17 protein-coding genes and 1 tRNA gene are annotated in these 20,904 nt (G+C 76.2%); 13 read left to right on the top strand and 5 right to left on the bottom strand.

Features of this window, described 5'->3' with window-relative positions; genetic code table 11:
• Positions 1-16 precede the first annotated feature (16 nt).
• Both ACRYR9_RS07960 and ACRYR9_RS07955 read left to right on the top strand, forming a co-directional pair.
• The gene (locus ACRYR9_RS07960) at positions 17-409 is read left to right on the top strand and encodes a hypothetical protein (RefSeq protein WP_432494382.1); all 393 of its coding nucleotides are present in this window, start codon (positions 17-19) and stop codon (positions 407-409) included.
• Between the two features lie 56 nt (positions 410-465).
• Positions 466-1,767, top strand: a complete 1,302-nt coding sequence (locus tag ACRYR9_RS07955) for a glutamate-5-semialdehyde dehydrogenase (protein ID WP_432494384.1) — start codon at positions 466-468, stop codon at positions 1,765-1,767.
• Between the two features lie 15 nt (positions 1,768-1,782).
• Here ACRYR9_RS07955 and ACRYR9_RS07950 read toward each other — a convergent pair whose 3' ends face one another.
• Entirely contained in the window at positions 1,783-2,760 is a 978-nt protein-coding gene (locus ACRYR9_RS07950; RefSeq protein WP_432494386.1) for a glycosyltransferase family 2 protein, read from the bottom strand.
• Positions 2,761-2,856: 96 nt separating this feature from the next.
• Here ACRYR9_RS07950 and ACRYR9_RS07945 point away from each other — a divergent pair, with 96 nt between their 5' ends.
• From ACRYR9_RS07945 to ACRYR9_RS07925, 5 genes are all read left to right on the top strand, one after another.
• Positions 2,857-3,021 carry a hypothetical protein gene (locus tag ACRYR9_RS07945; RefSeq protein WP_432494388.1) on the top strand — a complete coding sequence of 55 codons (165 nt, stop codon included), beginning with the start codon at positions 2,857-2,859 and terminating at the stop codon, positions 3,019-3,021.
• Positions 3,018-3,668: a nicotinate-nucleotide adenylyltransferase gene (gene nadD, locus ACRYR9_RS07940; RefSeq protein WP_432494460.1), complete on the top strand. Its 651-nt coding sequence runs from the start codon at positions 3,018-3,020 to the stop codon at positions 3,666-3,668. Before ACRYR9_RS07945 ends, nadD begins: the two co-directional genes overlap by 4 nt.
• Before the next feature lie 41 nt (positions 3,669-3,709).
• Positions 3,710-4,096, top strand: a complete 387-nt coding sequence (rsfS, locus tag ACRYR9_RS07935; protein WP_432494390.1) for a ribosome silencing factor — start codon at positions 3,710-3,712, stop codon at positions 4,094-4,096.
• Entirely contained in the window at positions 4,093-4,737 is a 645-nt protein-coding gene (locus ACRYR9_RS07930; protein WP_432494392.1) for a histidine phosphatase family protein, read from the top strand. Before rsfS ends, ACRYR9_RS07930 begins: the two co-directional genes overlap by 4 nt.
• 99 nt (positions 4,738-4,836) lie before the next feature.
• Positions 4,837-4,909: transfer RNA gene (locus ACRYR9_RS07925), tRNA-Ala, on the top strand.
• Between the two features lie 81 nt (positions 4,910-4,990).
• On the opposite strand, the gene ACRYR9_RS07920 is transcribed toward ACRYR9_RS07925, so the two are convergent.
• A complete protein-coding gene (locus ACRYR9_RS07920; RefSeq protein ID WP_432494394.1) occupies positions 4,991-6,022 on the bottom strand; it encodes an LLM class flavin-dependent oxidoreductase in 1,032 nt (343 codons plus the stop codon).
• A 114-nt stretch (positions 6,023-6,136) separates the two neighbouring features.
• Between ACRYR9_RS07920 and ACRYR9_RS07915 the strand changes: the two genes are divergently transcribed.
• The 3 genes from ACRYR9_RS07915 (at position 6,137) to leuS (ending at position 10,635) form a co-directional block, all read left to right on the top strand.
• Positions 6,137-6,958, top strand: a complete 822-nt coding sequence (locus ACRYR9_RS07915) for a shikimate 5-dehydrogenase (RefSeq protein ID WP_432494462.1) — start codon at positions 6,137-6,139, stop codon at positions 6,956-6,958.
• A 90-nt stretch (positions 6,959-7,048) separates the two neighbouring features.
• The gene (locus ACRYR9_RS07910; RefSeq protein WP_432494396.1) at positions 7,049-7,918 is read left to right on the top strand and encodes a GGDEF domain-containing protein; all 870 of its coding nucleotides are present in this window, start codon (positions 7,049-7,051) and stop codon (positions 7,916-7,918) included.
• A 176-nt stretch (positions 7,919-8,094) separates the two neighbouring features.
• Positions 8,095-10,635 (top strand): leucine--tRNA ligase, encoded by a 2,541-nt coding sequence (leuS, locus tag ACRYR9_RS07905; protein WP_432494398.1) that lies wholly within the window; start codon positions 8,095-8,097, stop codon positions 10,633-10,635.
• Positions 10,636-10,707: 72 nt separating this feature from the next.
• Here the strand turns inward: leuS and ACRYR9_RS07900 are convergent, their stop codons facing one another.
• Positions 10,708-12,996, bottom strand: coding sequence for a glycoside hydrolase family 3 C-terminal domain-containing protein (locus tag ACRYR9_RS07900; protein ID WP_432494400.1), 2,289 nt, complete (start codon positions 12,994-12,996; stop codon positions 10,708-10,710).
• A 68-nt stretch (positions 12,997-13,064) separates the two neighbouring features.
• Here ACRYR9_RS07900 and ACRYR9_RS07895 point away from each other — a divergent pair, with 68 nt between their 5' ends.
• From ACRYR9_RS07895 to ACRYR9_RS07885, 3 genes are read left to right on the top strand one after another with little or no spacing between them, the layout of a single operon-like run.
• Entirely contained in the window at positions 13,065-13,751 is a 687-nt protein-coding gene (locus tag ACRYR9_RS07895; protein ID WP_432494402.1) for a TetR/AcrR family transcriptional regulator, read from the top strand.
• Positions 13,752-13,761: 10 nt separating this feature from the next.
• Positions 13,762-14,712, top strand: a complete 951-nt coding sequence (locus ACRYR9_RS07890) for a helix-hairpin-helix domain-containing protein (RefSeq protein WP_432494404.1) — start codon at positions 13,762-13,764, stop codon at positions 14,710-14,712.
• Positions 14,709-17,150 (top strand): ComEC/Rec2 family competence protein, encoded by a 2,442-nt coding sequence (locus ACRYR9_RS07885; protein ID WP_432508732.1) that lies wholly within the window; start codon positions 14,709-14,711, stop codon positions 17,148-17,150. The genes ACRYR9_RS07890 and ACRYR9_RS07885 overlap by 4 nt, the downstream gene beginning before the upstream one ends.
• A 63-nt stretch (positions 17,151-17,213) precedes the next feature.
• Here the strand turns inward: ACRYR9_RS07885 and ACRYR9_RS07880 are convergent, their stop codons facing one another.
• Both ACRYR9_RS07880 and ACRYR9_RS07875 read right to left on the bottom strand, forming a co-directional pair.
• Positions 17,214-18,050: a TolB-like translocation protein gene (locus tag ACRYR9_RS07880; protein WP_432494408.1), complete on the bottom strand. Its 837-nt coding sequence runs from the start codon at positions 18,048-18,050 to the stop codon at positions 17,214-17,216.
• 150 nt (positions 18,051-18,200) lie between these two features.
• Positions 18,201-20,753 carry an AMP-binding protein gene (locus tag ACRYR9_RS07875; RefSeq protein ID WP_432494410.1) on the bottom strand — a complete coding sequence of 851 codons (2,553 nt, stop codon included), beginning with the start codon at positions 20,751-20,753 and terminating at the stop codon, positions 18,201-18,203.
• Between the last annotated feature and the right edge of the window lie 151 nt (positions 20,754-20,904).

Below are 20,904 nucleotides of genomic sequence, written 5' to 3'. Positions count from 1 at the left end.
CAGCGAGGAGCCGGAGTTGGGTGAAGCCCCGCTGTCGCTGTGGTCGGTGACCCTGACCCTGGCCGGGCAGCCGGTGGACGTGGAGCAGCTGCGCCCGGCGCTGGACCGGCTGGTGGGCGAGCACCCCTTCCTCTCCAGCATCCGCTACAGCGACACCCGCGCGGAGGTGCGGTACTGGGACGAGGCGCGCGACGTCGACGACGCCGCCGCCATGGCGGTGCGGCTGTGGCCCGAGCACCGCGCCAGCGCCGGTCTGCCCGCCTGGGACGTGGTGGGCGTGGAGGTCGTGGACCGCGCCACCGTCGAGCACCGGGCGGCCCAGCGCCAGCGAGGGCTGCTGCGCGGACCGCGCCGCTCGCGGCCGGCGCACGCGGGCCTGGAGCTGCTCGGCGACGTGGCGCCCTGGTGAGCGCGGAGCGCTGCGGCCCGGCCCCGGGGTGCACCGCACCGCCGTAGGCTGTGCCCATGACCGCTCTGGCCGAAGCCACCACCGGGAGCAGCGACGTCACCGAGGCGGTCCTGGGGACCTGCCGCCGGGCCAGGGCCGCCGCGCGACCGCTGCGGCTTGCCACCAGCGCCGCCAAGGACGCCGCGCTGCTGGCGGTGGCCGACGCCCTGGTGGCCGCCACGGACCGCATCGTCGAGGCGAACGCCGAGGACCTGGCGCGCGGGCGCGAGCGCGGCACGTCCGAGCACCTGCTGGACCGCCTGGCGCTGGACGCCGGCCGCGTCGCGGCGCTGGCCGCGGCGGTGCGCGAGGTCGCCGCGCTGCCGGACCCGGTGGGGGAGGTGGTCCGCGGGTCCACGCTGCCCAACGGGTTGCGGCTGCGCCAGCTGCGCGTGCCGATGGGCGTGCTGGGCGTGGTGTACGAGGCGAGGCCCAACGTGACCGTGGACGTGGCCGTCCTGGCGCTCAAGAGCGGCAACGCCGTGGTGCTGCGCGGCGGGTCGGCGGCCATCAGCACCAACACGGTGCTGGTGGACGTGGTGCGCGCCGCGCTGGAGGCGTCGGGCCTGCCGGCCGACGCGGTGCAGGGCATCGACGAGCACGGCCGCGACGGTGTCGGCGTGCTGCTGACCGCGCGCGGCCTGGTGGACCTGCTGGTGCCCCGCGGCGGGGCCGAGCTCATCCAGCGCGTCGTGCGCGAGGCCACCGTGCCGGTCATCGAGACCGGCGTGGGCAACTGCCACGTCTACGTGGACGCCTCCGCCGACCTCGCCCAGGCCGTCGAGGTGGTCCTGAACTCCAAGACGTCGCGGCCCAGCGTCTGCAACGCCGCCGAGACGGTCCTGGTGCACTCGGCGCTGACGGCGGACTTCCTGCCGACCCTGCTGCGCGCGCTGACCGGGGCGGGGGTGCGGCTGCACGCCGACGACCGGGCGCTGGCTGCGGCGGGCGCCGCCGGTGTGGACGCCGAGCCGGTCACCGACGCCGACTGGGCCGCGGAGTACCACGGGCTGGAGATCGCCGTGGGGGTCGTGGACTCGGTCGAGGACGCCGTGGAGCACATCGGCCGCTGGTCCTCCGCGCACACCGAGGCCGTGCTGGCCACCGACGTGCGGGTCACCGACCACTTCTGCGCCGCGGTGGACTCCGCGGTCGTCGCGGTCAACGCCTCCACCCGCTTCACCGACGGCGGGGAGTTCGGTCTGGGGGCCGAGGTCGGCATCTCCACGCAGAAGCTGCACGCCCGCGGGCCGATGGGCCTGTCGGAGCTGACCACCACGACCTGGCAGGTCCTCGGCGACGGGCACGTGCGCCGCTGATCGGACGCCCGGGGGTCAGCCTCCCCGCCCGGCCTCGGGCGGGTCGTCCGCGTCCAGCGAGTCGGCGGCGACGAGGTAGGCGGGTCTGCCCTGCAGCTGCACGTAGAGCCGGCCCACGTACTCGCCCAGGACCCCCAGGCACAGCAGCTGCAGCGTCCCGGCACCCGCGACGACCACGAGCGTGGACGTCCACCCCGGCACGGTGGAGCCGGCGGCGAAGGACACCAGCGCGTACACCAGCAGCAGCGAGGTCAGCGCCGCGCCGCCCAGGCCGAAGAGGGTGGCCAGGCGAAGCGGGGCGGTGGAGGAGCCGGTGATGGCGTCCAGCGAGAGCCGCACCATCCGGCGCAGCGGGTACTTGGTGCGCCCGGCCCCGCGCGCGGCCCGCGCGTAGGGCACGGTGGCGGCGCGGAAGCCCAGCTCGGGCACGACGAGCCGCAGCACGCGGTGCTGCTCGGGCAGCTGCAGCACCGTGTCCACGACCACGCGGCTGGTGTAGCGGAAGTCGCCCGCCTGCGCCGGGGCCGTGCCGCCCAGGGCCCGCACCAGGCGGTAGAACGCCGCGGCGGTCAGGCGCTTGAGGGGGCCGTCCACGGAGCGGTCGCTGCGCACGGCGTACACGACCTCGACGTCCCCGCGGGCGGCGGCGAGCAGGTCGGGCAGCACCTCGGGGGGGTCCTGCAGGTCGGCGTCCATGGTCACCACGCCGCGCCGGCCGCGCGAGCGCGCCAGCCCCGCCGACAGGGCCGCCTGGTGCCCGGCGCCGGTGCGCAGCCGCACGACGCGCAGCTGCGGCCAGCCGCGGCGCAGCCGCGCCAGCACCACGGGGGTGGCGTCGGTGCTGCCGTCGTCCACGACGAGCACCTCGTAACCGCCCAGCCCGCCCGCGTCCATGCCGTCGAGCACGGGCCGCAGCCGCGCGGCCAGCGCGGGCAGCACCTCGGCCTCGTCGCGCGCCGGGACGACGACGCTCAGCGCGCAGGGCTCGGCCACCCCGCGATCCTGCCGCACCCTCGGCGCCGGCCGCGTCGCCGGGGCGTGCCAGACTGTGCGGCAGCACCGCACGGACCGTCCTGGAGGATCGCCCCCATGCTGAACGCCCTGGTCGCCGCCCAGACCGCCGAGGAGTCCGCCCACGGCTGGGAGGGACACCTGCCCATGGCGCCGATCGCCTTCGGGATCGTCGCCGGGTGCGTCCTGCTGGCCATGCTCATCGTGACGTGGTCGTTCAAGAGCGTGGGCAACCGGCACTGAGCGCCTCGGCGGTGCGTCGTCCGCGCCTGGGCGTGATGGGCGGCACCTTCGACCCGATCCACCACGGCCACCTGGTCGCCGCCAGCGAGGTGGCGGCCCGCTTCGAGCTGGACGAGGTCGTCTTCGTGCCCACCGGCCGGCCGTGGCAGAAGTCGCGCCACGACATCGCGCCGGCCGAGCACCGCTACCTCATGACGGTGATCGCCACCGCGTCGAACCCGCGGTTCACCGTCTCGCGCATCGACGTGGAGCGCGAGGGGTTCACCTACACGATCGACACGCTGCGCGAGCTGGCGGAGCTGCGCCCGGACGCGGACCTGTTCTTCATCACCGGCGCGGACGCGCTGGCGCAGATCCTGCAGTGGAAGGACGTGGCCGAGCTGTGGTCGCTGGCCCACTTCGTGGGCGTCAGCCGGCCCGGGCACGTCCTCAGCGGCGACGGCCTGCCCCTGGACGGGGTCAGCCTGCTGGAGGTCCCGGCCCTGTCGATCTCCTCCACGGACTGCCGTCGGCGCATCGCCGACGGGCTGCCGGTCTGGTACCTGGTGCCCGACGGCGTGGTGCAGCACATCAGCAAGCACGGCCTCTACCGCGACGCCGGGGAGCAGTCGCCCGCCGGCGTGGGACAATCGGTCCAGAAGACCTGATCGTCCCCCGGGCCAGTGGCCCGGACCACCCGAGGAGCCCCGTGCCCGCATCCGAGCGAGCTCTCGAGCTGGTGACGTCCGCCGCCGCCGCGGCCGTCGACAAGCTCGCCACCGACGTCGTCGCCCTGGACGTGTCCGACCAGCTGTTCATCACCGACGCCTTCCTGCTGGCCTCGGCCCCGAACGAGCGGCAGGTGCGCGCCATCGCCGAGGCGGTGGAGGAGAAGCTGCTGCCGCTGGGCGCCAAGCCGGTGCGCCGCGAGGGCGAGCGCGAGGGGCGCTGGGTGCTGCTCGACTTCCTCGACCTCGTCGTGCACGTGCAGCACTCCGAGGAGCGCGAGTACTACGCGCTGGAGCGGTTGTGGAAGGACTGCCCGGTGATCGAGGTGCCCGCCGCCGAGACCGCCGGCGCCGACAGCCAGGTGTGAGCGCCGCGACCGTCGTCCTGTGGCGGCACGGCCGCACCCCCTTCAACGCCGAGAACCGCATGCAGGGGCAGCTGGACGTCCCCCTGGACGAGGTCGGGCGGGCGCAGGCCGCCGCCTCGGCCGCGCACCTGGCCACCGCCGGGGCCGTCGCGGGGTCCACCGCCCTGGTCGCCTCCGACCTGGCCCGGGCCGCGGACACCGCCCGTGCGCTGAGCGCCCTGACGGGAGTGCAGGTGCAGCTGGACCCCGCGCTGCGCGAGGTGGACGCCGGGTGCTGGCAGGGGTTGCTGAACACCGAGATCACCGCCTCCTGGCCGCAGGAGTACGCCGCCTGGCGTCGCGGTGACGACGTGCGTGCCGGCGGCGGGGAGCGGCGCAGCGAGGTGGCCGCCCGCACCGCGCGGGCCGTGCAGCGCCACGCGGACGCCGTCCCGGACGGCGGCACCCTCGTGGTCGCCTCGCACGGGGCGGCGCTCAAGGGTGCGCTGCTGCAGCTGCTGGGCCTGGACCTGGCCGCGTGGGGCGCGCTGGCCGGGTTCCGCAACGCCCGCTGGGCCGTGCTGGCGCGCGCCCGTCACGGGTGGGTGCTGGGTGAGTACAACGCCGGCCCACCCGCCGCGGGCGAGGGCGTGGAGGGCTGAACCCCGGAGCCGACCCCTACGGGGGGCGGTCACGGCGGCCCCGCCGGATGGGGTAGAGTTCTTCTCGTTGCCGCGGGGTGAACCCGGCGGAACGAGCAAGGGGCTGTGGCGCAGCTGGTAGCGCACCTCCATGGCATGGAGGGGGTCAGGGGTTCGAGTCCCCTCAGCTCCACACGACGGCGAAGGCCCCGGACGAGAGTCCGGGGCCTTCGCCGTTTCCGGCTCCGGGTGGTGCCCGGTCCCGAAGTGCCCGTCAGGAGCGCCCGGTGGGGGACCACCCGAGAGCCGGTGCGACGTGGCGGGCGATCGTGCCCAGCAGGTGCAGGTTGTGGTCCACGCCCAGGGCGTTGGGGACGGTCAGCAGCAGCGTGTCCGCCTCGCGCACCGCGGCGTCCTTCGCGAGGTCCTCGGCGAGGTGGTCCGGCTCTCCGACGTAGCTCTTGCCGAACCGCGCCAGGCCCGGCTCGCCCAGGGAGCCGACCTGGTCGGTGCTGCCGCGCTCGGCGCCGAAGTACCGGCGGTCCTCGTCCGTGACCAGGGGCAGCACGCTGCGGCTGACCGACACGCGCGGTGCGCGCTCGTGGCCGGCGTCCGCCCACGCCTGCCGGAAGACGGCGATCTGCTCGGCCTGCAGTTCGTCGAAGGGCACGCCGGTGTCCTCGGTGAGCAGCGTGGAGCTCATGAGGTTCATGCCCTGCTCGCCGGCCCAGCGGGCGGTGGCGCGGGTGCCCGAGCCCCACCAGACGCGGTCGGCCAGACCGGGGGACTGCGGCAGCACCGGCAGGGGCACCGATCGTCCGGTGCGCCGCGGGTCGGAGGCCACCACGCCCGCGCCGGCGATGGCGCGGCGGAAGACGTCGGTGTGCCGGCGGGCCATGTCGGCGTCGCTCTCGCCCTCGGCGGGCACGTGCCCGAACGCCGCGGGGCCGTCCAGGGCCGGCTCGGGTGAGCCGCGGCTGACGCCCAGCTGCAGCCGGCCGCCGGAGAGCAGGTCGACCTGCGCGGCCTCCTCGGCCGCGTACAGGGGGTTCTCGTAGCGCATGTCGACCACGCCGGTGCCGATCTCGATGCGCGAGGTGCGCGCGGCCATCGCCGCGAGCACCGGGAAGGGTGCGGCCTGCTGGCGGGCGAAGTGGTGCACCCGCACGTAGGCGCCGTCGATGCCCAGCTCCTCGGCGCCCACGGCCAGCTCCACGGTCTGCAGGAGGGCTTCGCGGGCGGTCCGCGTCCGCGAGCCGGGCACCGGCTGGTAGTGGCCGAAGGAGAGGAACCCGATGCGCTGCACGTTTCGTTCAACGCGCAACTTCCTTCGGGTGTTCCGGGCCGTGCCGGGCAGGATGGTCCGGTGACCGAGCACCCCGCCCCCGTCCAGGACCCGCGCCCCGCCCTGCCCCTGGAGGTGCACCGCAGGGTCTCCAAGGACACCCGGCTGTGCATCTCCCTGTCGGGCCGGCCGAGCGACCTCGGCACCCGCTTCCACAACTTCCTGTACGCGGAGCTCGGCCTGGACTTCGTCTACAAGGCGTCCACCACCACCGACCTGCCCGCCGCCGTGGCCGGGATCCGGGCCCTGGGCATCCGCGGCTGCGGGGTGTCCATGCCGTTCAAGGAGGCCGTCATCCCCCTGGTGGACGAGCTGACCGCCTCCGCCGCCGCCATCGACTCGGTGAACACCCTCGTCAACACCGACGGGCACCTGGTGGCGCACAACACCGACTACCTGGCGGTGGTGAACCTGCTGGCCGCCCACGGCGTGCGCCCCGGCGGGCCCGCCGTCGTGCTGGGCAGCGGGGGCATGGCCAAGGCGTGCGTGGCGGCGCTGCGCGACATCGGCTTCGACGACCTCACCGTCGTGGCCCGCAACGCCGAGGCCGGCCCGGCGCTCGCCCGCGCCTACGGCGCCCGGTGGGCCGCGGCGGCGACGGGGCTGCGCCCGGCGCTGCTGGTCAACGCCACCCCCGTCGGCATGGCCGGCGGTGCGGCCGCGCAGGAGCTGCCCGCCCCCCGTGAGGTGGTGGCCGCCGCGGGGGCCGTGCTGGAGGTCGTGGCGGTCCCGCAGGAGACGCCGCTGGTGCGCCTGGCCCGCGAGCTCGGTGCCGAGGTGGTCACCGGCACCGAGGTCGCCGCCGTGCAGGCCGCCGAGCAGTTCGCCCTCTACACCGGCGTGCGCCCCACCGACGACCAGGTGCGCCGGGCGGGGGAGTTCTCCCGCGCCTGCTGAGGTCGGTGCGGCGGCCGGGAGGCGCCTCACCCGCACGTGTCACCCGACCGCCGCATCCAGCGGCGGGGCCGGTGCGCCGAGACCACTGCTGTGAGCGCCCCGGACCCCCGACCCCACCCGTCCTCCGGCGACCCCTCCGGCGCTCGTACCGGGGCGCAGGGGCGCCGCTGGTGGGTGCCGGCCGTCGGCGTGCCGGTGCTGGGCGTCCTGGGCGTGCTCCTGAGCGGGCTCGTCCCGGCCCGCGGTCCGGCGATCGCCGCGGCGGCCCTGGCCGCGGCGGCCGCGCTGGCCGCCCTGGCCCGGGCGCTCGTCGTGGCGGTGCGCGCGCGGCACGACGTGGAGCGCACCCTGGGCCGGCTGCGCGCCGAGCTGGGGGCCGCCCGCGACCAGAGCGTCAAGGACGACGCCACCGACCTGCTCAACCGGCGCGGGCTGGAGCTGCTGGGCCACCAGGTGCTCGAGTCCGCCCGCCGCTCCGGCGGTGCGGTGCACGCCTGTGTCGTGGAGGTCACGCCCGGGGTCGTCCTGGGGGCGGTGTCGCAGCGCCCGGAGGACCTGCGCGGGCGGCGCGAGGCGGACTGGCGCGCGGTCGCCACCGCCCTGCGCTCGGCGACGCGCTCCTCCGACGTGCTGGCGCGGCAGGAGGAGGGCCGCTTCCTCGTGCTGGGTCCCGGCGCCGGCCTGCACGCGCAGGAGCTGGAGCGGCGCGTGCGGGTGGGCCTGGCCCAGCAGCGCCTGGGTGCGGGCGTCGGCGGCGAGTCCCCGCCCCGGCTCGTCGTGGAGGTCGGTGCCGCCGTCCTGGCCCCGTGGGACGACGGCGGGGTGGGGGAGCTGCTGCTGCGCGCCGAGCAGTCCCTGGCGCAGCGGCGCGCCCTGCGGCGCAGCGTGCCGCAGGGCGGCTGGGGCCGGCGGCGCAGCGACCAGCGGGCGTCGGACAGCACCGAGCGCCCGGGGGCCTGAGGTCACGCGCTAGGCTGGGTACGTGCGGACCCACCGACTCCTCGCCGGACCGCGCTGAGCGGCTGCGCAGCAGCCCCGGCGCGGTGACCCCTCCTGAGCGAGGGGTTTTCCCATGTCGGGGCACGGTGTCGGGGCACGGTGGGGGACGGGCGCACGCGGCCCACCAGGAGGACGAGATGACGCAGACCGAGGGGGGGACCGGCGTACAGCCGGCCCCGGAGCCCGAACGCGACGGCGAGCGCTACGACGCGCAGGCCCTGCAGGAGAAGTGGCTGCCGGTCTGGGACGAGCTCAAGCCCTTCCGCAGCGGCGAGCCGGGCGACACCCGGCCGAAGAAGTACGTGCTCGACATGTTCCCGTACCCCTCCGGCGACCTGCACATGGGCCACGCCGAGGCCTACGCGCTGGGCGACGTCATCGCGCGGTACTGGCTGCAGCGCGGGTTCGACGTGATGCACCCCATCGGCTGGGACGCCTTCGGTCTGCCCGCGGAGAACGCCGCGATCCAGCGCGGGCTGGACCCGCGGGCCTGGACGTACGACAACATCGCCCAGCAGCGGGCGTCGATGCGCCGCTACGCGTGCTCCTTCGACTGGGACCGCGTGCTGCACACCTCCGACCCCGAGTACTACAAGTGGAACCAGTGGCTGTTCCTGAAGCTGTACGAGCGGGGCCTGGCGTACCGCAAGGACTCGCTGGTCAACTGGGACCCGGTGGACCAGACCGTGCTGGCCAACGAGCAGGTGATGCCCGACGGCACCTCCGAGCGCTCCGGCGCCAAGGTCGTCAAGAAGAAGCTGACCCAGTGGTACTTCCGGATCACGGAGTACGCGGACCGGCTGCTGGACGACCTGGACACCCTCGAGGGCACCTGGCCGTCGAAGGTCATCAGCATGCAGCGCAACTGGATCGGTCGCTCCACCGGTGCCGAGGTCGAGTTCGCCATCGAGGGCCGCGAGCAGCCGGTGACGGTCTACACCACGCGCCCGGACACCCTGCACGGGGCGACGTTCATGGTGGTGGCGGCCGACTCCGACCTGGCGCTGGAACTCGCCCAGGACGCCGAGCCGGAGGTGCGCGCGGCGTTCGAGGAGTACCGCACCCAGGTGCAGGAGACCTCCGACATCGACCGGCTGGCCACCGAGCGGGAGAAGACCGGCGTGCCGCTGGGGCGGTTCGCGGTCAACCCCGTCAACGGCGAGCGGCTGCCGATCTGGGCGGCGGACTACGTCCTGGCCGACTACGGCACCGGCGCCATCATGGCCGTGCCCGCCCACGACCAGCGCGACCTGGACTTCGCCCGCGCGTTCGGCCTGCCGGTGCGGGTCGTCGTCGACGTGCGCGACGCCGAGGGGGTCGCGCTGCCCGACCCCGCCGAGTCGGGCACCGCCACCGCCGGCGACGGCGTCCTGGTGAACTCCGGGGAGCTGGACGGCCTGGACAAGGCCGCGGGCATCGCGAAGGCGATCGAGCTGCTGGAGGCCGCGGGCAAGGGCCGCGCGGCGAAGAACTACCGGCTGCGCGACTGGCTGATCTCCCGCCAGCGCTACTGGGGCACGCCCATCCCGGTCGTGCACACCGCCACGGGCGAGGTGCCCGTCCCCGAGGACCAGCTGCCGGTGCTGCTGCCGCCGAGCGAGGGGCTGAACCTGACCCCCAAGGGCACCTCCCCGCTGGGAGCGGCGCAGGAGTGGGTCAACGTGCCCAGCCCCGTGGACGGCAGTCCCGCCCGGCGCGACCCGGACACCATGGACACGTTCGTCGACTCGTCCTGGTACTTCCTGCGGTTCGTCTCCCCGCAGGACGGCACCCAGCCCTTCGACAAGGACCTCATCGCGCAGTGGGGGCCGATCGACCAGTACGTCGGCGGCGTGACCCACGCGATCCTGCACCTGCTGTACGCGCGGTTCATCACCAAGGTGCTGCACGACATGGGGTACCTGCCCTTCGACGAGCCGTTCGCGCGGCTGCTGAACCAGGGCATGGTCCTCATGGACGGCTCGGCGATGAGCAAGTCCAAGGGGAACATCGTCCGGCTGTCCGAGCAGCTCGACGAGCACGGCGTCGACGCGGTGCGCCTGACGCTGACGTTCGCCGGCCCGCCCGAGGACGACATCGACTGGGCCGACGTCTCCCCGTCCGGGTCGGCGAAGTTCCTGGGCCGGGCGTGGCGGCTGGCGCGCGACGTCACCTCCGAACCCGGCGCAGACCCGGCGACCGGCGACGGCGCCCTGCGCGCGGTGACGCACCGCACGGTCCACGAGATCGGCCAGCACGTCGAGGCGTACCGGTTCAACGTCGCCGTCGCCCGCCTCATGGAACTGGTCAACGCCACCCGCAAGGCGATCGACTCGCCCGGGGTCGGCCCCGCCGACCCGGCGGTGCGCGAGGCCACCGAGGCGGTCGCGGTGGTGCTCAGCCTGTTCGCGCCGTACGCGGCCGAGGACATGTGGTCGCTGCTGGGGCACGAGGCGTGCGTGGCGCGCGCCGGCTGGCCGGCGGTCGACGAGTCGCTGCTGGTGCAGGAGACCGTGACGTGCGTGGTGCAGGTCAAGGGCAAGGTCCGCGACCGCCTGGAGGTCCCGCCCGGCATCTCCCGGGACGAACTGCGGGAGCTGGCCCTGGCCAGCGAGAAGGTGCAGGCGGCGATCGGCGGCGCCGAGCTGCGCACCGTCGTGGTGCGCGCGCCGAAGCTGGTGAACATCGTCCCGGCCTGACCGGCGGGACGCACCGAGGCCCCGGTCCCCGCGAGGGGGCCGGGGCCTCGGCGTTCCGGGTCGTGCCCGGGCTCAGGCCTGCGCGACCCGCGCCTCCCAGCCGGGCAGGTCGTCCTCGGCGATCGGGAACCCGGGGAAGCGGGTCAGGCGCACGAGCGGGATGGCGCGCATCATCTGCCCGTGCTGCGGGTCGTCCAGCATCGCCGTCCACTGCCCCTCGCCGAGCGCCTCGCGCACGGCCGGGCCGGCCGCGGGGTGCGCCAGCCAGGCGTCGACCGGCGACTGCGCGGTCAGCGGCAGGCGGACGTCGTCGCCGTCGAGGGGGATCGACCGCGTCAGGCGCACGTCGCGGGAGGAGGCGCCCACGCGCACCTCGAACTCCCCACCCTCGACGACCCAGTCGCCGGCGCCGCTGTGCCAGAACGCGAACGCCCGGCGGTCCAGCGCGATGGTGGCGGTGCCGCTCTCGCCCGGGGCCAGGGTGAGGCGGGCGAAACCCTTCAGCTCCTGCTCGGGGCGGAACACGCTGGCCTCCGCGTCGTGCACGTACACCTGCACCGTCTCGGTGCCCGCCACGTCGCCGGTGTTGGTGACGGTCACGGTGACCTCCGCGCCGTCGCCGGCCGGGCGCACCGACAGGTCGGAGTACGCGAACGTCGTGTACGACAGGCCGTGCCCGAACGGGTACGCCACCGGCAGGGCGTGCGCGTCGTACCAGCGGTAGCCGATGAGCAGGCCCTCGCCGTAGCGCACGTGCCCGTTCTCGCCGGGGAAGTTCCCGACGGTGGGGTTGTCGGAGTGCCGGACGGGGATCGTCTCCGCGAGGCGCCCGGACGGGTTCACCGCTCCCGTGAGCAGGTCGGCGACGGCTCCGCCGCCGGCCTGGCCCAGCAGCCACGTCTCCAGCAGCGCCGGCACCTGCTGCTGCCACGGCTCGACCGTCACGGCGGAGCCGTTGGAGAGCACGACGACGACCTTCGCGTTCGCCGCGGCGATGCGCCGCAGCAGTTCCACCTGCGCGGAGGGCAGCTCCATGTGGTCGCGGTCGTAGCCCTCGGACTCGTAGCGCGGCGGCAGGCCGAGGAACACCACGGCGACCTCGGCGGCCGCGGCCGCGGCGACGGCCTCGTCGGCCAGCGCGGTGTCGAGCTCCTCGGAGTCGGGGTCGTACCCGGCGGCGAAGACGACCTCGCGCGAACCGGCGAACGCCTCCCGCAGCGCGCTGAGCGCGTCGTCGAGGCGGGTGGGGTTCACCTGCGAGGAACCGGCGCCCTGGTAGCGGGGGGTGCGGGCGAACTCGCCGATCACCGCGACGGTGCCACCGGCCGGGGCCAGCGGCAGCAGCGGGGCGCCGCCGACGGGCTCGTTCCTCAGCAGCACGGCGCTGGCGGTGGCGGCCTCGCGGGCCAGCGCGTGGTGCGCCTCGACGTCCACGGTGCCGGGCTCGGCCAGAGCCGGAGCGGCCTTGTCGAGGAGTTCCAGCACCCGGCGCGCGGCGCGGTCGACGTCGGCCTCGGACAGCGTGCCCGCGGTCACCGCGTCGAGGATCCGCTTCGTCCCGGTGCCGCCGGAGGACGGCATCTCCAGGTCCAGGCCGGCGCGCACGCCGTCCTCGCGCACGTTCACGGCGCCCCAGTCGGAGACGACCAGACCCTCGAAACCCCACTCGTCGCGCAGCACGGTCGTCAGCAGCCACGGGTCCTCGGAGGCGTACACGCCGTTGATCCGGTTGTAGGAGCACATGACGGTCCACGGCTGGGCGGCCTTGACGACGCGCTCGAAGGCGGTGAGGTAGATCTCGCGCAGGGTGCGCTCGTCGACGTCGGCGGAGACGGTCATCCGCTCCGTCTCCTGGTTGTTGGCCGCGAAGTGCTTCAGGGAGGTGCCCACGCCCTGGCTCTGCACGCCGGCGACCATCGCCGCCGCCAGGTCCCCGGCCAGCACCGGGTCCTCGGAGAAGTACTCGAAGTTGCGCCCGCACAGCGGGGTGCGCTTCATGTTCACGCCGGGGCCGAGCAGCACGGCGACGCGCTCGGCGCGGGTCTCGCGGCCCAGCGCCTCGCCGACGCGGCGCAGCAGGGCGGTGTCCCAGGAGGACGCCAGGCCGGCGGCGGGCGGGAAGCAGGTCGCCGGGACGCTGGCGTTCAGGCCGAGGTGGTCGGCGCCCTCGGCCTGCTTGCGCAGGCCGTGCGGGCCGTCGGTGACCATCACGGCCGGCACGCCGAGGCGGTCGACGCCCTGGGTGTGCCAGAAGTCGGAGCCGCCCAGCAGCGACGCCTTCTCCTCGAGGGTGAGCTGCGCGAGGAGGTCCTCGGCGCGGGAGCCGGCCGGGGCCGGGGTGGGGACGGCGGTGTCGGTCATGGCGCGCACCGTACCCCCGAAACCGACCAAGTGGTAGGCATTGGGGTGTGAGGTGGTAGACACGCCCCGTGCAGCGCAGCGGGACGACGCGGGACGAGGACGATGGGGTGCGCGGCGCGCGCGCCGACGGGTACGCCAAGGGCCGCGAGCGGCGGCGCACGATCCTGGACGAGGCCGTCCGCCTGTTCGGCGAGTCCGGCTACCGCGGCGCCTCGCTGCGCGAGCTGGCCGCCCGGTGCGGCCTGTCGCACGCCGGGCTGCTGCACCACGTCGGCAGCAAGCAGGCGCTGCTGCTGGCGGTGCTGGAGCACCGCGACGCCCAGGACGCCCACGACGCCGCGCTGGCCGCCCGCACCGGGCGGGACCGGCTGCTGGCCCTGGTGGAGGTGGTGCGGCGCAACGCCTCCCGACCCGGCATCGTGGAGCTGTTCACGGTGCTGTCGGCCGAGGCGACCGCCGCGGACCACCCGGCCCGGGCGTTCTTCACCGGGCGCTACCAGCGCCTGGTGGAGCAGCTCGCAGCGGCGTTCACCGACTGCGCCCACCCCGACCCGGTCTCGGCCGCGCGCCGTCTCGTCGCCGTCGTCGACGGGCTGCAGGTGCAGTGGCTGCTGGACCCCGCCGGGGTCGACATGCCCGCGCAGGTCGAGGCGCACCTGGACGCCGAGCTCGCGCGCGTTCCCCAGGCCGCCGCCGCGGGCGGCCGTCCACAGCCCCGCCCCACGGCCGCGCCGGCGCCCGGGGCGCCGACCTAGCGTCCGGCACGTGCCCGCGCCCCCGCTGTCCGACCGCATCGCCGCCGCGCGGGCCCGCGCCCTGGTGCAGCGCCAGCTGCACGCACCGGCGGCCGCGCCGCGCAGCACGCCGGGGGACGTGGCCGCCCGGCACCGCGCCGGTGCGCCGCCGTGGCTGACCGAGGTGCTCCAGCGCGCCGAGGACCGGCTGCCCCCCGCCGTGCGAGCCGTCCGCTGGCGCGTCGGGCCGCGCGCCGCCGCCGGTGCCGTGCTCGTCGGGGTGCTGCTGGCGGCCGGGCTGGGCGTGCTCGCCCTGATCGGCTGGCCGGGTGGCGCCGTACCCGCGGGGGCAGGCGGGGCGAGTGCCTCGCAGGTCGTGCCGGAGCGCACCGGGGACCAGGGGGCCGCGGGTGCGGCACCCGCGACGCCCGGTTCCGCGACGCCCGGTTCCGCGACGCCCGGTCCCGCGACGCCCGGTCCCGCGACGCCCGGTCCCGCCCTGGCGGACCCGGCGACGACCCTCGTCGCCACGCCCACCGGCACCGTCGTCGTGCACGTGGTGGGCCGCGTGCTCACCCCCGGCCTGGTCACGCTCCCGGCCGGCAGCCGCGTCGCGGACGCCCTCACGGCCGCGGGCGGGGCGGCGCCCGAGGCCGACCTGGCCGCGCTGAACCTCGCCCGCCCCCTGACCGACGGCGAGCAGGTCCTCGTGCCCGCGCCCGGTGAGGCCCCGGCGCCCGTGCCTGCGTCACCCGGAGCCGCCGCCGGTGCGGCGGCCGGTGCGGCCGTGGGGCCGCTGGACCTCAACACCGCCGGGGCCGAGCAGCTCGACGCGCTGCCCGGTGTCGGTGAGGTCCTCGCCGCGCGCATCGTCGCCTGGCGGCAGGCCAACGGCCGCTTCACCTCCGTCGAGGATCTGGGGGAGGTGCAGGGCATCGGCCCCAAGCTGCTCGACGGCGTGCGCGACCTCGTGCGCGTGTGAACGCCCCCGCGCCTCCCGGGGCGGCGGCCGCGGCGGCCCGCCCGCCGCTGGACCTGCGCCTGCTCGCCGCCGCGCTCGCCGGCTGGGCCGTGGCCGCCTGGGCACCCGCCGCCGGCTCCGCGGCCCGCCCGGCGCTGGCCGCCGCGGCCGCGGTGCTGCTGGCGGCCCTGGCGGTCCTCGCGCTGCGCCGCCGCGGCGGCGGCCTCGTGCTGGTCCCGCTCGCGGTCCTGGCCGTGCTCGCGTCGGTGCTGGTGCAGCAGGCGCGAGCCGCCACCGGCGACCTCCCGCGCTGGGCGCAGGACCGCGCCGTCGCGCAGGTCGTGGCCCAGGTCCGCTCCGAGCCGCGCCCGCTCAGCGCGGTGCGCCCGGGCGCACCGCAGCGCGTCGTCGTCGACGTGCAGCTGACCCGGGTGCACGTGCGCGGGCAGCGGCTCGACGTCGCCGCACCCGCCGCGGTGTTCGCCGACGCGGACGGCTGGGCGGCCGCGGTCGGGGCGCAGGTGTCGCTGACGGCCCGCCTGGCGCCGGCCGAGCCGGGGGAGCGATCCGCGGTGCTGCTGCACGTGCGCGGGCCCGTGCATCAGGTGGGCCGGGCGGGCACGGTCCACCGCGCGGCCGAGCGGTTGCGCGCCGGGCTGCGCCGGGCGTGCGCCGCCCTGCCCGCCGACGCGCGCGGCCTGCTGCCCGGCCTGGTCGTCGGGGACACCTCGGCGCTGCCCGCCGACCTGGAGGCCGCCATGCGCGCGGTGGGCCTGAGCCACCTCACGGCCGTCAGCGGCTCCAACACGACGCTCGTCGTGGGAGCGCTGGTGGCGCTGGCTTCCCGGGCCGGTCTGGGGCGCCGGCTGCGGCTGCTGGCCGCCGGCGCCGGCCTGGCCGGGTTCGTCGTCCTGGCCCACCCCGAGCCCAGCGTGCTGCGCGCCGCCGTCATGGGAGCGGTCGGCCTCGTCGGGCTGCTGGCCGGGCGCCCCTCGGGCGGGGTGCCCGTGCTGTCCGGAGCCGTGCTGGTGCTGCTGGTGGCCGACCCGTGGCTGGCCCGGGAGGTGGGCTTCGCGCTGTCGGTGCTGGCCACCGCGGGCCTGCTGCTGCTCGCCCGCCCGTGGGCGCTGCGGCTGCAGGGCGCCGGGGTCCCGCGGACCCCGGCCCTGGCGCTGGCCGTGCCCGCAGCGGCGCAGGCGGTGTGCGGTCCCGTGGTCGTGCTGCTCACCCCGGAGGTGAACCCGCTGTCGCTGCCGGTCAACGTGCTGGCCGCGCCCGCGGTGGCCCCGGCCACGGTGCTCGGCCTGGCGGCCACCGTCCTGTCGGTGCTGTGGCCGGCGGGGGCGGCGGTCCTGGTGCTGCCCGCCGGCCTGGCCGTCGGCTGGATCGCCCTGCTGGCGCGGCGCGCGGCGGACGTCCCCGTCGCGCTGCCGGTGCCGGCCGGTGCGGCGGGAGCGCTCGTCGTCGCGGCCCTCACCGCGCTGCTGCTGCTCGCCACCGCCGCGCTGCTGCGCCTGCGGGGGACCGGCGGGCGGCGACGGGCCCTGGCGGCCGCGGTGGCGCTGGCGCTGTGCGCGGCGCTCCTGGTGCGGTGCGCCCCGCGCTGGGGCGGGCCGGCCGGGGCCTGGCCGGCAGCGGACTGGCTGGTCGTGGGCTGCGACGTCGGGCAGGGCGACGCGGTGGTGCTGCGCTCCGGGCCGCGCTCGGCGGTGCTCGTGGACACCGGGCCCGACGCCGAGCTCGTCGACGGCTGCCTGGACCGGCTGGGGGTGCAGCGCCTCGACGCGGTGGTGCTCACCCACCCGCACGCCGACCACGTCGACGGACTGGCCGGTGCGGTGCGCGGGCGCGAGGTGGCGCAGGTGCTCGTCTCCCCGCTCACCGTGCAGCCCGCCTCGCGGCGGGTGGCCGAGGTCGCCGCGAGCGCTCGGGCGGCGCTGCGGACGGTCAGCGCCGGGGCCGTCGGTGGGGCCGGGGACGTCAGCTGGACGGTGCTCGCTCCCGCCGCCACGGTCGCCGGCGCGGTCGAGCCGGACTCCTCGCAGGTCAACGACGCCAGCGTGGTGCTGCTCGCGCAGATCTCGGGCGTGCGGGCGCTGCTGACCGGTGACCTGGAGCCCGAGGGGCAGCGGCGGCTGCTGCGCACCGCGGGGTCCTGGCCGGGCGGTGCACCGGTCGACCTGGTCAAGGTCGCCCACCACGGCTCCGCCCGGCAGGAGGCGGGGTTGTACTCGGCGCTTCGCCCGCGGGTGGCGCTGGTGGAGGTCGGTGCCGCCAACGACTACGGCCACCCCGCCCCGGCCACCCTGGCGGTGCTCGACGCGCTGGGTGCGCGCACGCTGCGCACCGACCGCGACGGCGACGTCGCGCTCGCCGGCACCGCCGGGCGGCTGCGGACCCTCGTGCGCGGCTCGGACCCGCGCGAGGCCGAGCGGCGGGCGCGCTACTCCGACGGGTGATGCCCCCGGGAACGTGACAGCCCCCGAGCCGGCGGCTCGGGGGCTGTCACGCTGCGTGTGGCGTCAGCGGCGCGGCTGCCAGGCCACGGGGCCGCAGGGGGCTCCGCCGATGCGCTCGGTGATGCGGCCCGACGTGGTGGCGACCAGGCAGTCCGGTTCACCCGCGTAACCGACGAACAGGAACGACTTCCCGTCCGGCGACCAGGTGAACGTGTACGCGGAGATGCGCGTCGCCCTGGCGTCGCGGCCCCTGGTGTCGCCCACCGTGATGTGCTGGTCGGAGGTGCGGATCCAGGCGAGCCTGGTGCCGTCGGGGGAGTAGTCCGGGTCCACCGCGTCGCGCGCCACGAGGGACGGGCGGCCGCCGGCGGCGGGGACGGTGCGCACGCCGTCCTGCGCCTCGTAGGCGATGCTGCCGCCCCTCGGGCTCCAGGACGGGTTGGACTCGACCGTGTCCGCAGTGCCGGGCGTGAGGTTGCGCAGCACGGCCCCGGTGCTGGGGCTGACGACCACGACGTCCCCGTCCCGTTCGACGGCGAGCTGCTTGCCGTCCGGCGACCAGGACGCGCCTTCCGCCGTGGGGCCGATCAGCCGCGGCGGGTAGCAGTTGACGGTGTCCACCACGTACAGGCCCTCGTCCTCGGCGCGGGAGCCGGAGATCGCGAGGTGGCGGCCGGAGGGCGAGAACGCCATCGCCGAGCGGGCCGTCCCCGTCGGGACGATGTTGAAGGGCGTCCACTCGTCCATCGGCACGCCCGACAGGCACGGGGCGACCAGGCCGCTGCCGTCCCAGCCGTAGGCCTTCTCCCCGTTCGCCCCCGGGTGCTGCGCAGCGGCCGGACCGGCGCCAGCGACCAGCGCGACCAGCGCGCAGGCAGCGGTGATGAGACGTCGCTTCATGGTTCCCCCCAGATGAACGGTTGCCAGCGCCCCCCGCCGCAACCCTGTGTACTCACCGTAACTACCCAGGATGGTGCGCGGCAACCGGTTTGGGCCGAACGGGTGAGGCGTGTACTCCCGGTGCGGCGGGGGAGGGCCGGGCGGGTCCGATCAGGCGGTCGTGCCGGACCCTGCGCGCTGACCCCCGTGGACGGCGCCCAGCTCGCGGGCGAGCAGCGAGGCCAGGCGTCCCACCAGCGGCTCGGTGAGGATCGTCATGTGCTCGCCGGGCAGTTCGTGGCGCACCCAGTGGCCCGTCAGGTGCGCGTCCCACTGCCTCCGGGCCCCGGCGTCCGCGTCGTCCTGCGCGACGACGACGACGGTCCGCCCCGCGTAGGGGGTCGTCCGGTAGCGGCGCTGCAGCACAGCGCCCTGGCGGTGGAAGCGCCCGTAGTGCCCTCCGTTGCGGGAGGGGACGATGCCGGTGGCCAGCAGGCCCGCCACCGACTTGACCCGCTGCACGAGCCCCTCGCCCGGGGCGAACACCCGCGGGACGACGTCGGGGTCCGGGGGGAAGGAGTCCAGGACCACCAGCAGTTCGACCTCCTCGCCGGCGCGCGTCAGCTGCTGGGCCACCTCCAGGGCCACCAGCCCGCCCATGGAGTGCCCGGCCACCCGGTAGGGGCCGTGCGGCTGCACCCCGCGCAGGGCGCGCACGTGCCGGGCGGCCAGGCGCCGGATCGACCAGTCGGGCAGGCCGGGGTTCTCCATGCCGTGGGCCTGCAGGCCGTACACGGTCGTGCCCGGCAGGCGCACCGCCAGCGGCCGCAGCCCCATCGCCACGCCCCCGGCCCCGGCCACCACGAACAGCGGTGTGCCGCTGCCGCCGGTCCGCAGCGGGACCAGGGTGGACGAGGAGCGCCGGCGGTCGCCGCGCAGGGCCGTCGCCAGCTGGGCCGGCGTGGGGTTGGCGGCGATGAGCGCGGTCGACAGCTGACCGGAGCTCGTGCCCAGCTCGTCCTCGATCGCGGCCACGAGGGCCTGGGCCGCGAGCGAGTCGCCGCCGGCGGCGAAGAAGTCCGTGTCGATGCTCAGCGACGGCATCTCCAGGACCCGCTCGAACAGGCCCAGCAGCACGGCGTCGAAGTCGTTGCGCGGGCCCTTGGTGCCCACGACGTCGGGGACCTCCGGCAGCCCCGAGCGGTCGAGCTTGCCGCGCTCGGTGCGGGGGAGCGCATCCAGGAAGAGGACCTGCTCGGGCACCATGTGCGAGGGCAGGTTCGCGCCCACGAGCGCGCGGATCCCGGCGGCGTGCAGCCTCGCACCGGGCTCGGGGACGACGTGGGCGACCAGCGACGTCCGTCCGGTGCGGGGGGAGGTGCGCCCGACCACGACGGCCTCGCGGATGTCCGGCTGGGCGAACAGCAGGGCGTCGATCTCCCCCGGCTCCACGAGCAGGCCGCGGACCTTGACGCTGTCGTCGGTGCGGCCCAGCAGTCGCAGGGTGCCGTGCTCGTCGAGCGTCCCGACGTCGCTGGTGCGGAAGGTGCGCGTGCCGTCCGGGTTGTCGCGGAAGACCTCGGCGGTGCGCTCGGGCGCGCCCCAGTAGCTGTTGCCGAGCCAGTGGCCGGTCACGACGACGCGTCCGGTGCCCTGCTCGTGCAGCCGGCCGTGTTCGTCCTCGACGTCGAAGCGCAGCCCCGGCACCGCCCGACCGACGGGCGTCGCACCGACCGGCACCGGGTCACCGGCCTCGATGCGGTGCTCGGCCATCAGCCAGGTCTCCGTGGAGCCGTAGCGGTTCCGCAGCGAGCAGCCCGTGCCGACCGCGCGGCGGATCGCGGCGAGCTCGGCGCCGTGCACCGTCTCACCGGCCATCGTCAGGGACCGCAGGCCCTCGATGGTCTCGCCGGGTCGCAGCGCTGCCAGCAGCCCTCGCAGGATGGCCGGCGAGGCGAGCAGCACGGTGGCGCCGACCTCCCGCATCCACTCGTGCAGCTGCGCGACCGAGCGGCTGCGGGGGTCGAACAGCTCCTGCCGCGCGCCGGTGAGCAGGCACGCGAGCGTCACGCCGATGCCCGCGCTGAACGCCATCGGCAGCAGGTGCACGACGACGTCGCCGGGGCCGTAGCAGTCCGAGGCGACGCTGTTGACCCAGGCGTCGTGCAGGATCGAGCGGTGGTCGCAGGCGACGCCCTTCGGGGCGCCGGTCGAGCCGGAGGTGTAGACGATGACGGCGGTGTCGCCGGGGCCGACCGGAGAGCCCAGCAGCGACTCGGCGGCCGCCACCGGGTCCGGCAGCGGCCGGCCGGCGGTCTCGGGGTCGAGCACCGTGGGCGCGAGGAGCCGGGCGGTTCCGGCGTGCTCGGCGTCCGTCACGCAGATCGTCGCCCCCGCCGCCTCGACGTAGTGCCGCAGGCGTGCCGCCGGTGTCGTCGGGTCGAGCACCACGAGCGGGACGCCTGCGGCGACGACCCCCACGACGCCCACCAGGGCGCCCGCGTCGTGGCCGCGCAGCACCGCCACGGGCCGCCCCTGTGGCTGCGCGGCCAGCACGGCGTCGCGGACCAGCGCGGCCCGTTGCAGCAGCGCGCCCCCGGTGAGGCGTTCACGGCCGTCCCCGGCCACGACCTCGTCCTCCAGCGCTCGCGCGACCTCGACGATCCGCGGGACGATCGACTGCGCCGACGGCTCCCCGCTCAGCGCCTTCAGTCCCGACGCCACCCCCCCGGTGGCGAAAGACGTTCCTGTACCCACGGTGTGAGCCCCTCCCCCTGGTGCTGGGGCCAACCTAGCTCCTGGGGGCCCCCGGGAACCCGGGAACCGGGTCCTGTGGGGGGGTGTGCAGCCCGCGAGGTGGTACGTCCTGACGCAC

The organism is Kineococcus auxinigenes (assembly GCF_050871525.1).
GTDB lineage: Bacteria > Actinomycetota > Actinomycetes > Actinomycetales > Kineococcaceae > Kineococcus.
Note: the sequence above shows the minus strand (reverse complement) of the source record. Positions and strands in the feature narration are given on the sequence as shown.

Bases quoted from the DNA above. Each gene is read 5' to 3' on its own strand.
- ACRYR9_RS07900 (WP_432494400.1), bottom strand. From the start codon at position 12,996: ATGACCGACACCGCCGTCCCCACCCCGGCCCCGGCCGGCTCCCGCGCC.
- ACRYR9_RS07945 (WP_432494388.1), top strand. From the start codon at position 2,857: ATGCTGAACGCCCTGGTCGCCGCCCAGACCGCCGAGGAGTCCGCCCAC.
- ACRYR9_RS07880 (WP_432494408.1), bottom strand. From the start codon at position 18,050: ATGAAGCGACGTCTCATCACCGCTGCCTGCGCGCTGGTCGCGCTGGTC.
- ACRYR9_RS07955 (WP_432494384.1), top strand. From the start codon at position 466: ATGACCGCTCTGGCCGAAGCCACCACCGGGAGCAGCGACGTCACCGAG.
- leuS (WP_432494398.1), top strand. From the start codon at position 8,095: ATGACGCAGACCGAGGGGGGGACCGGCGTACAGCCGGCCCCGGAGCCC.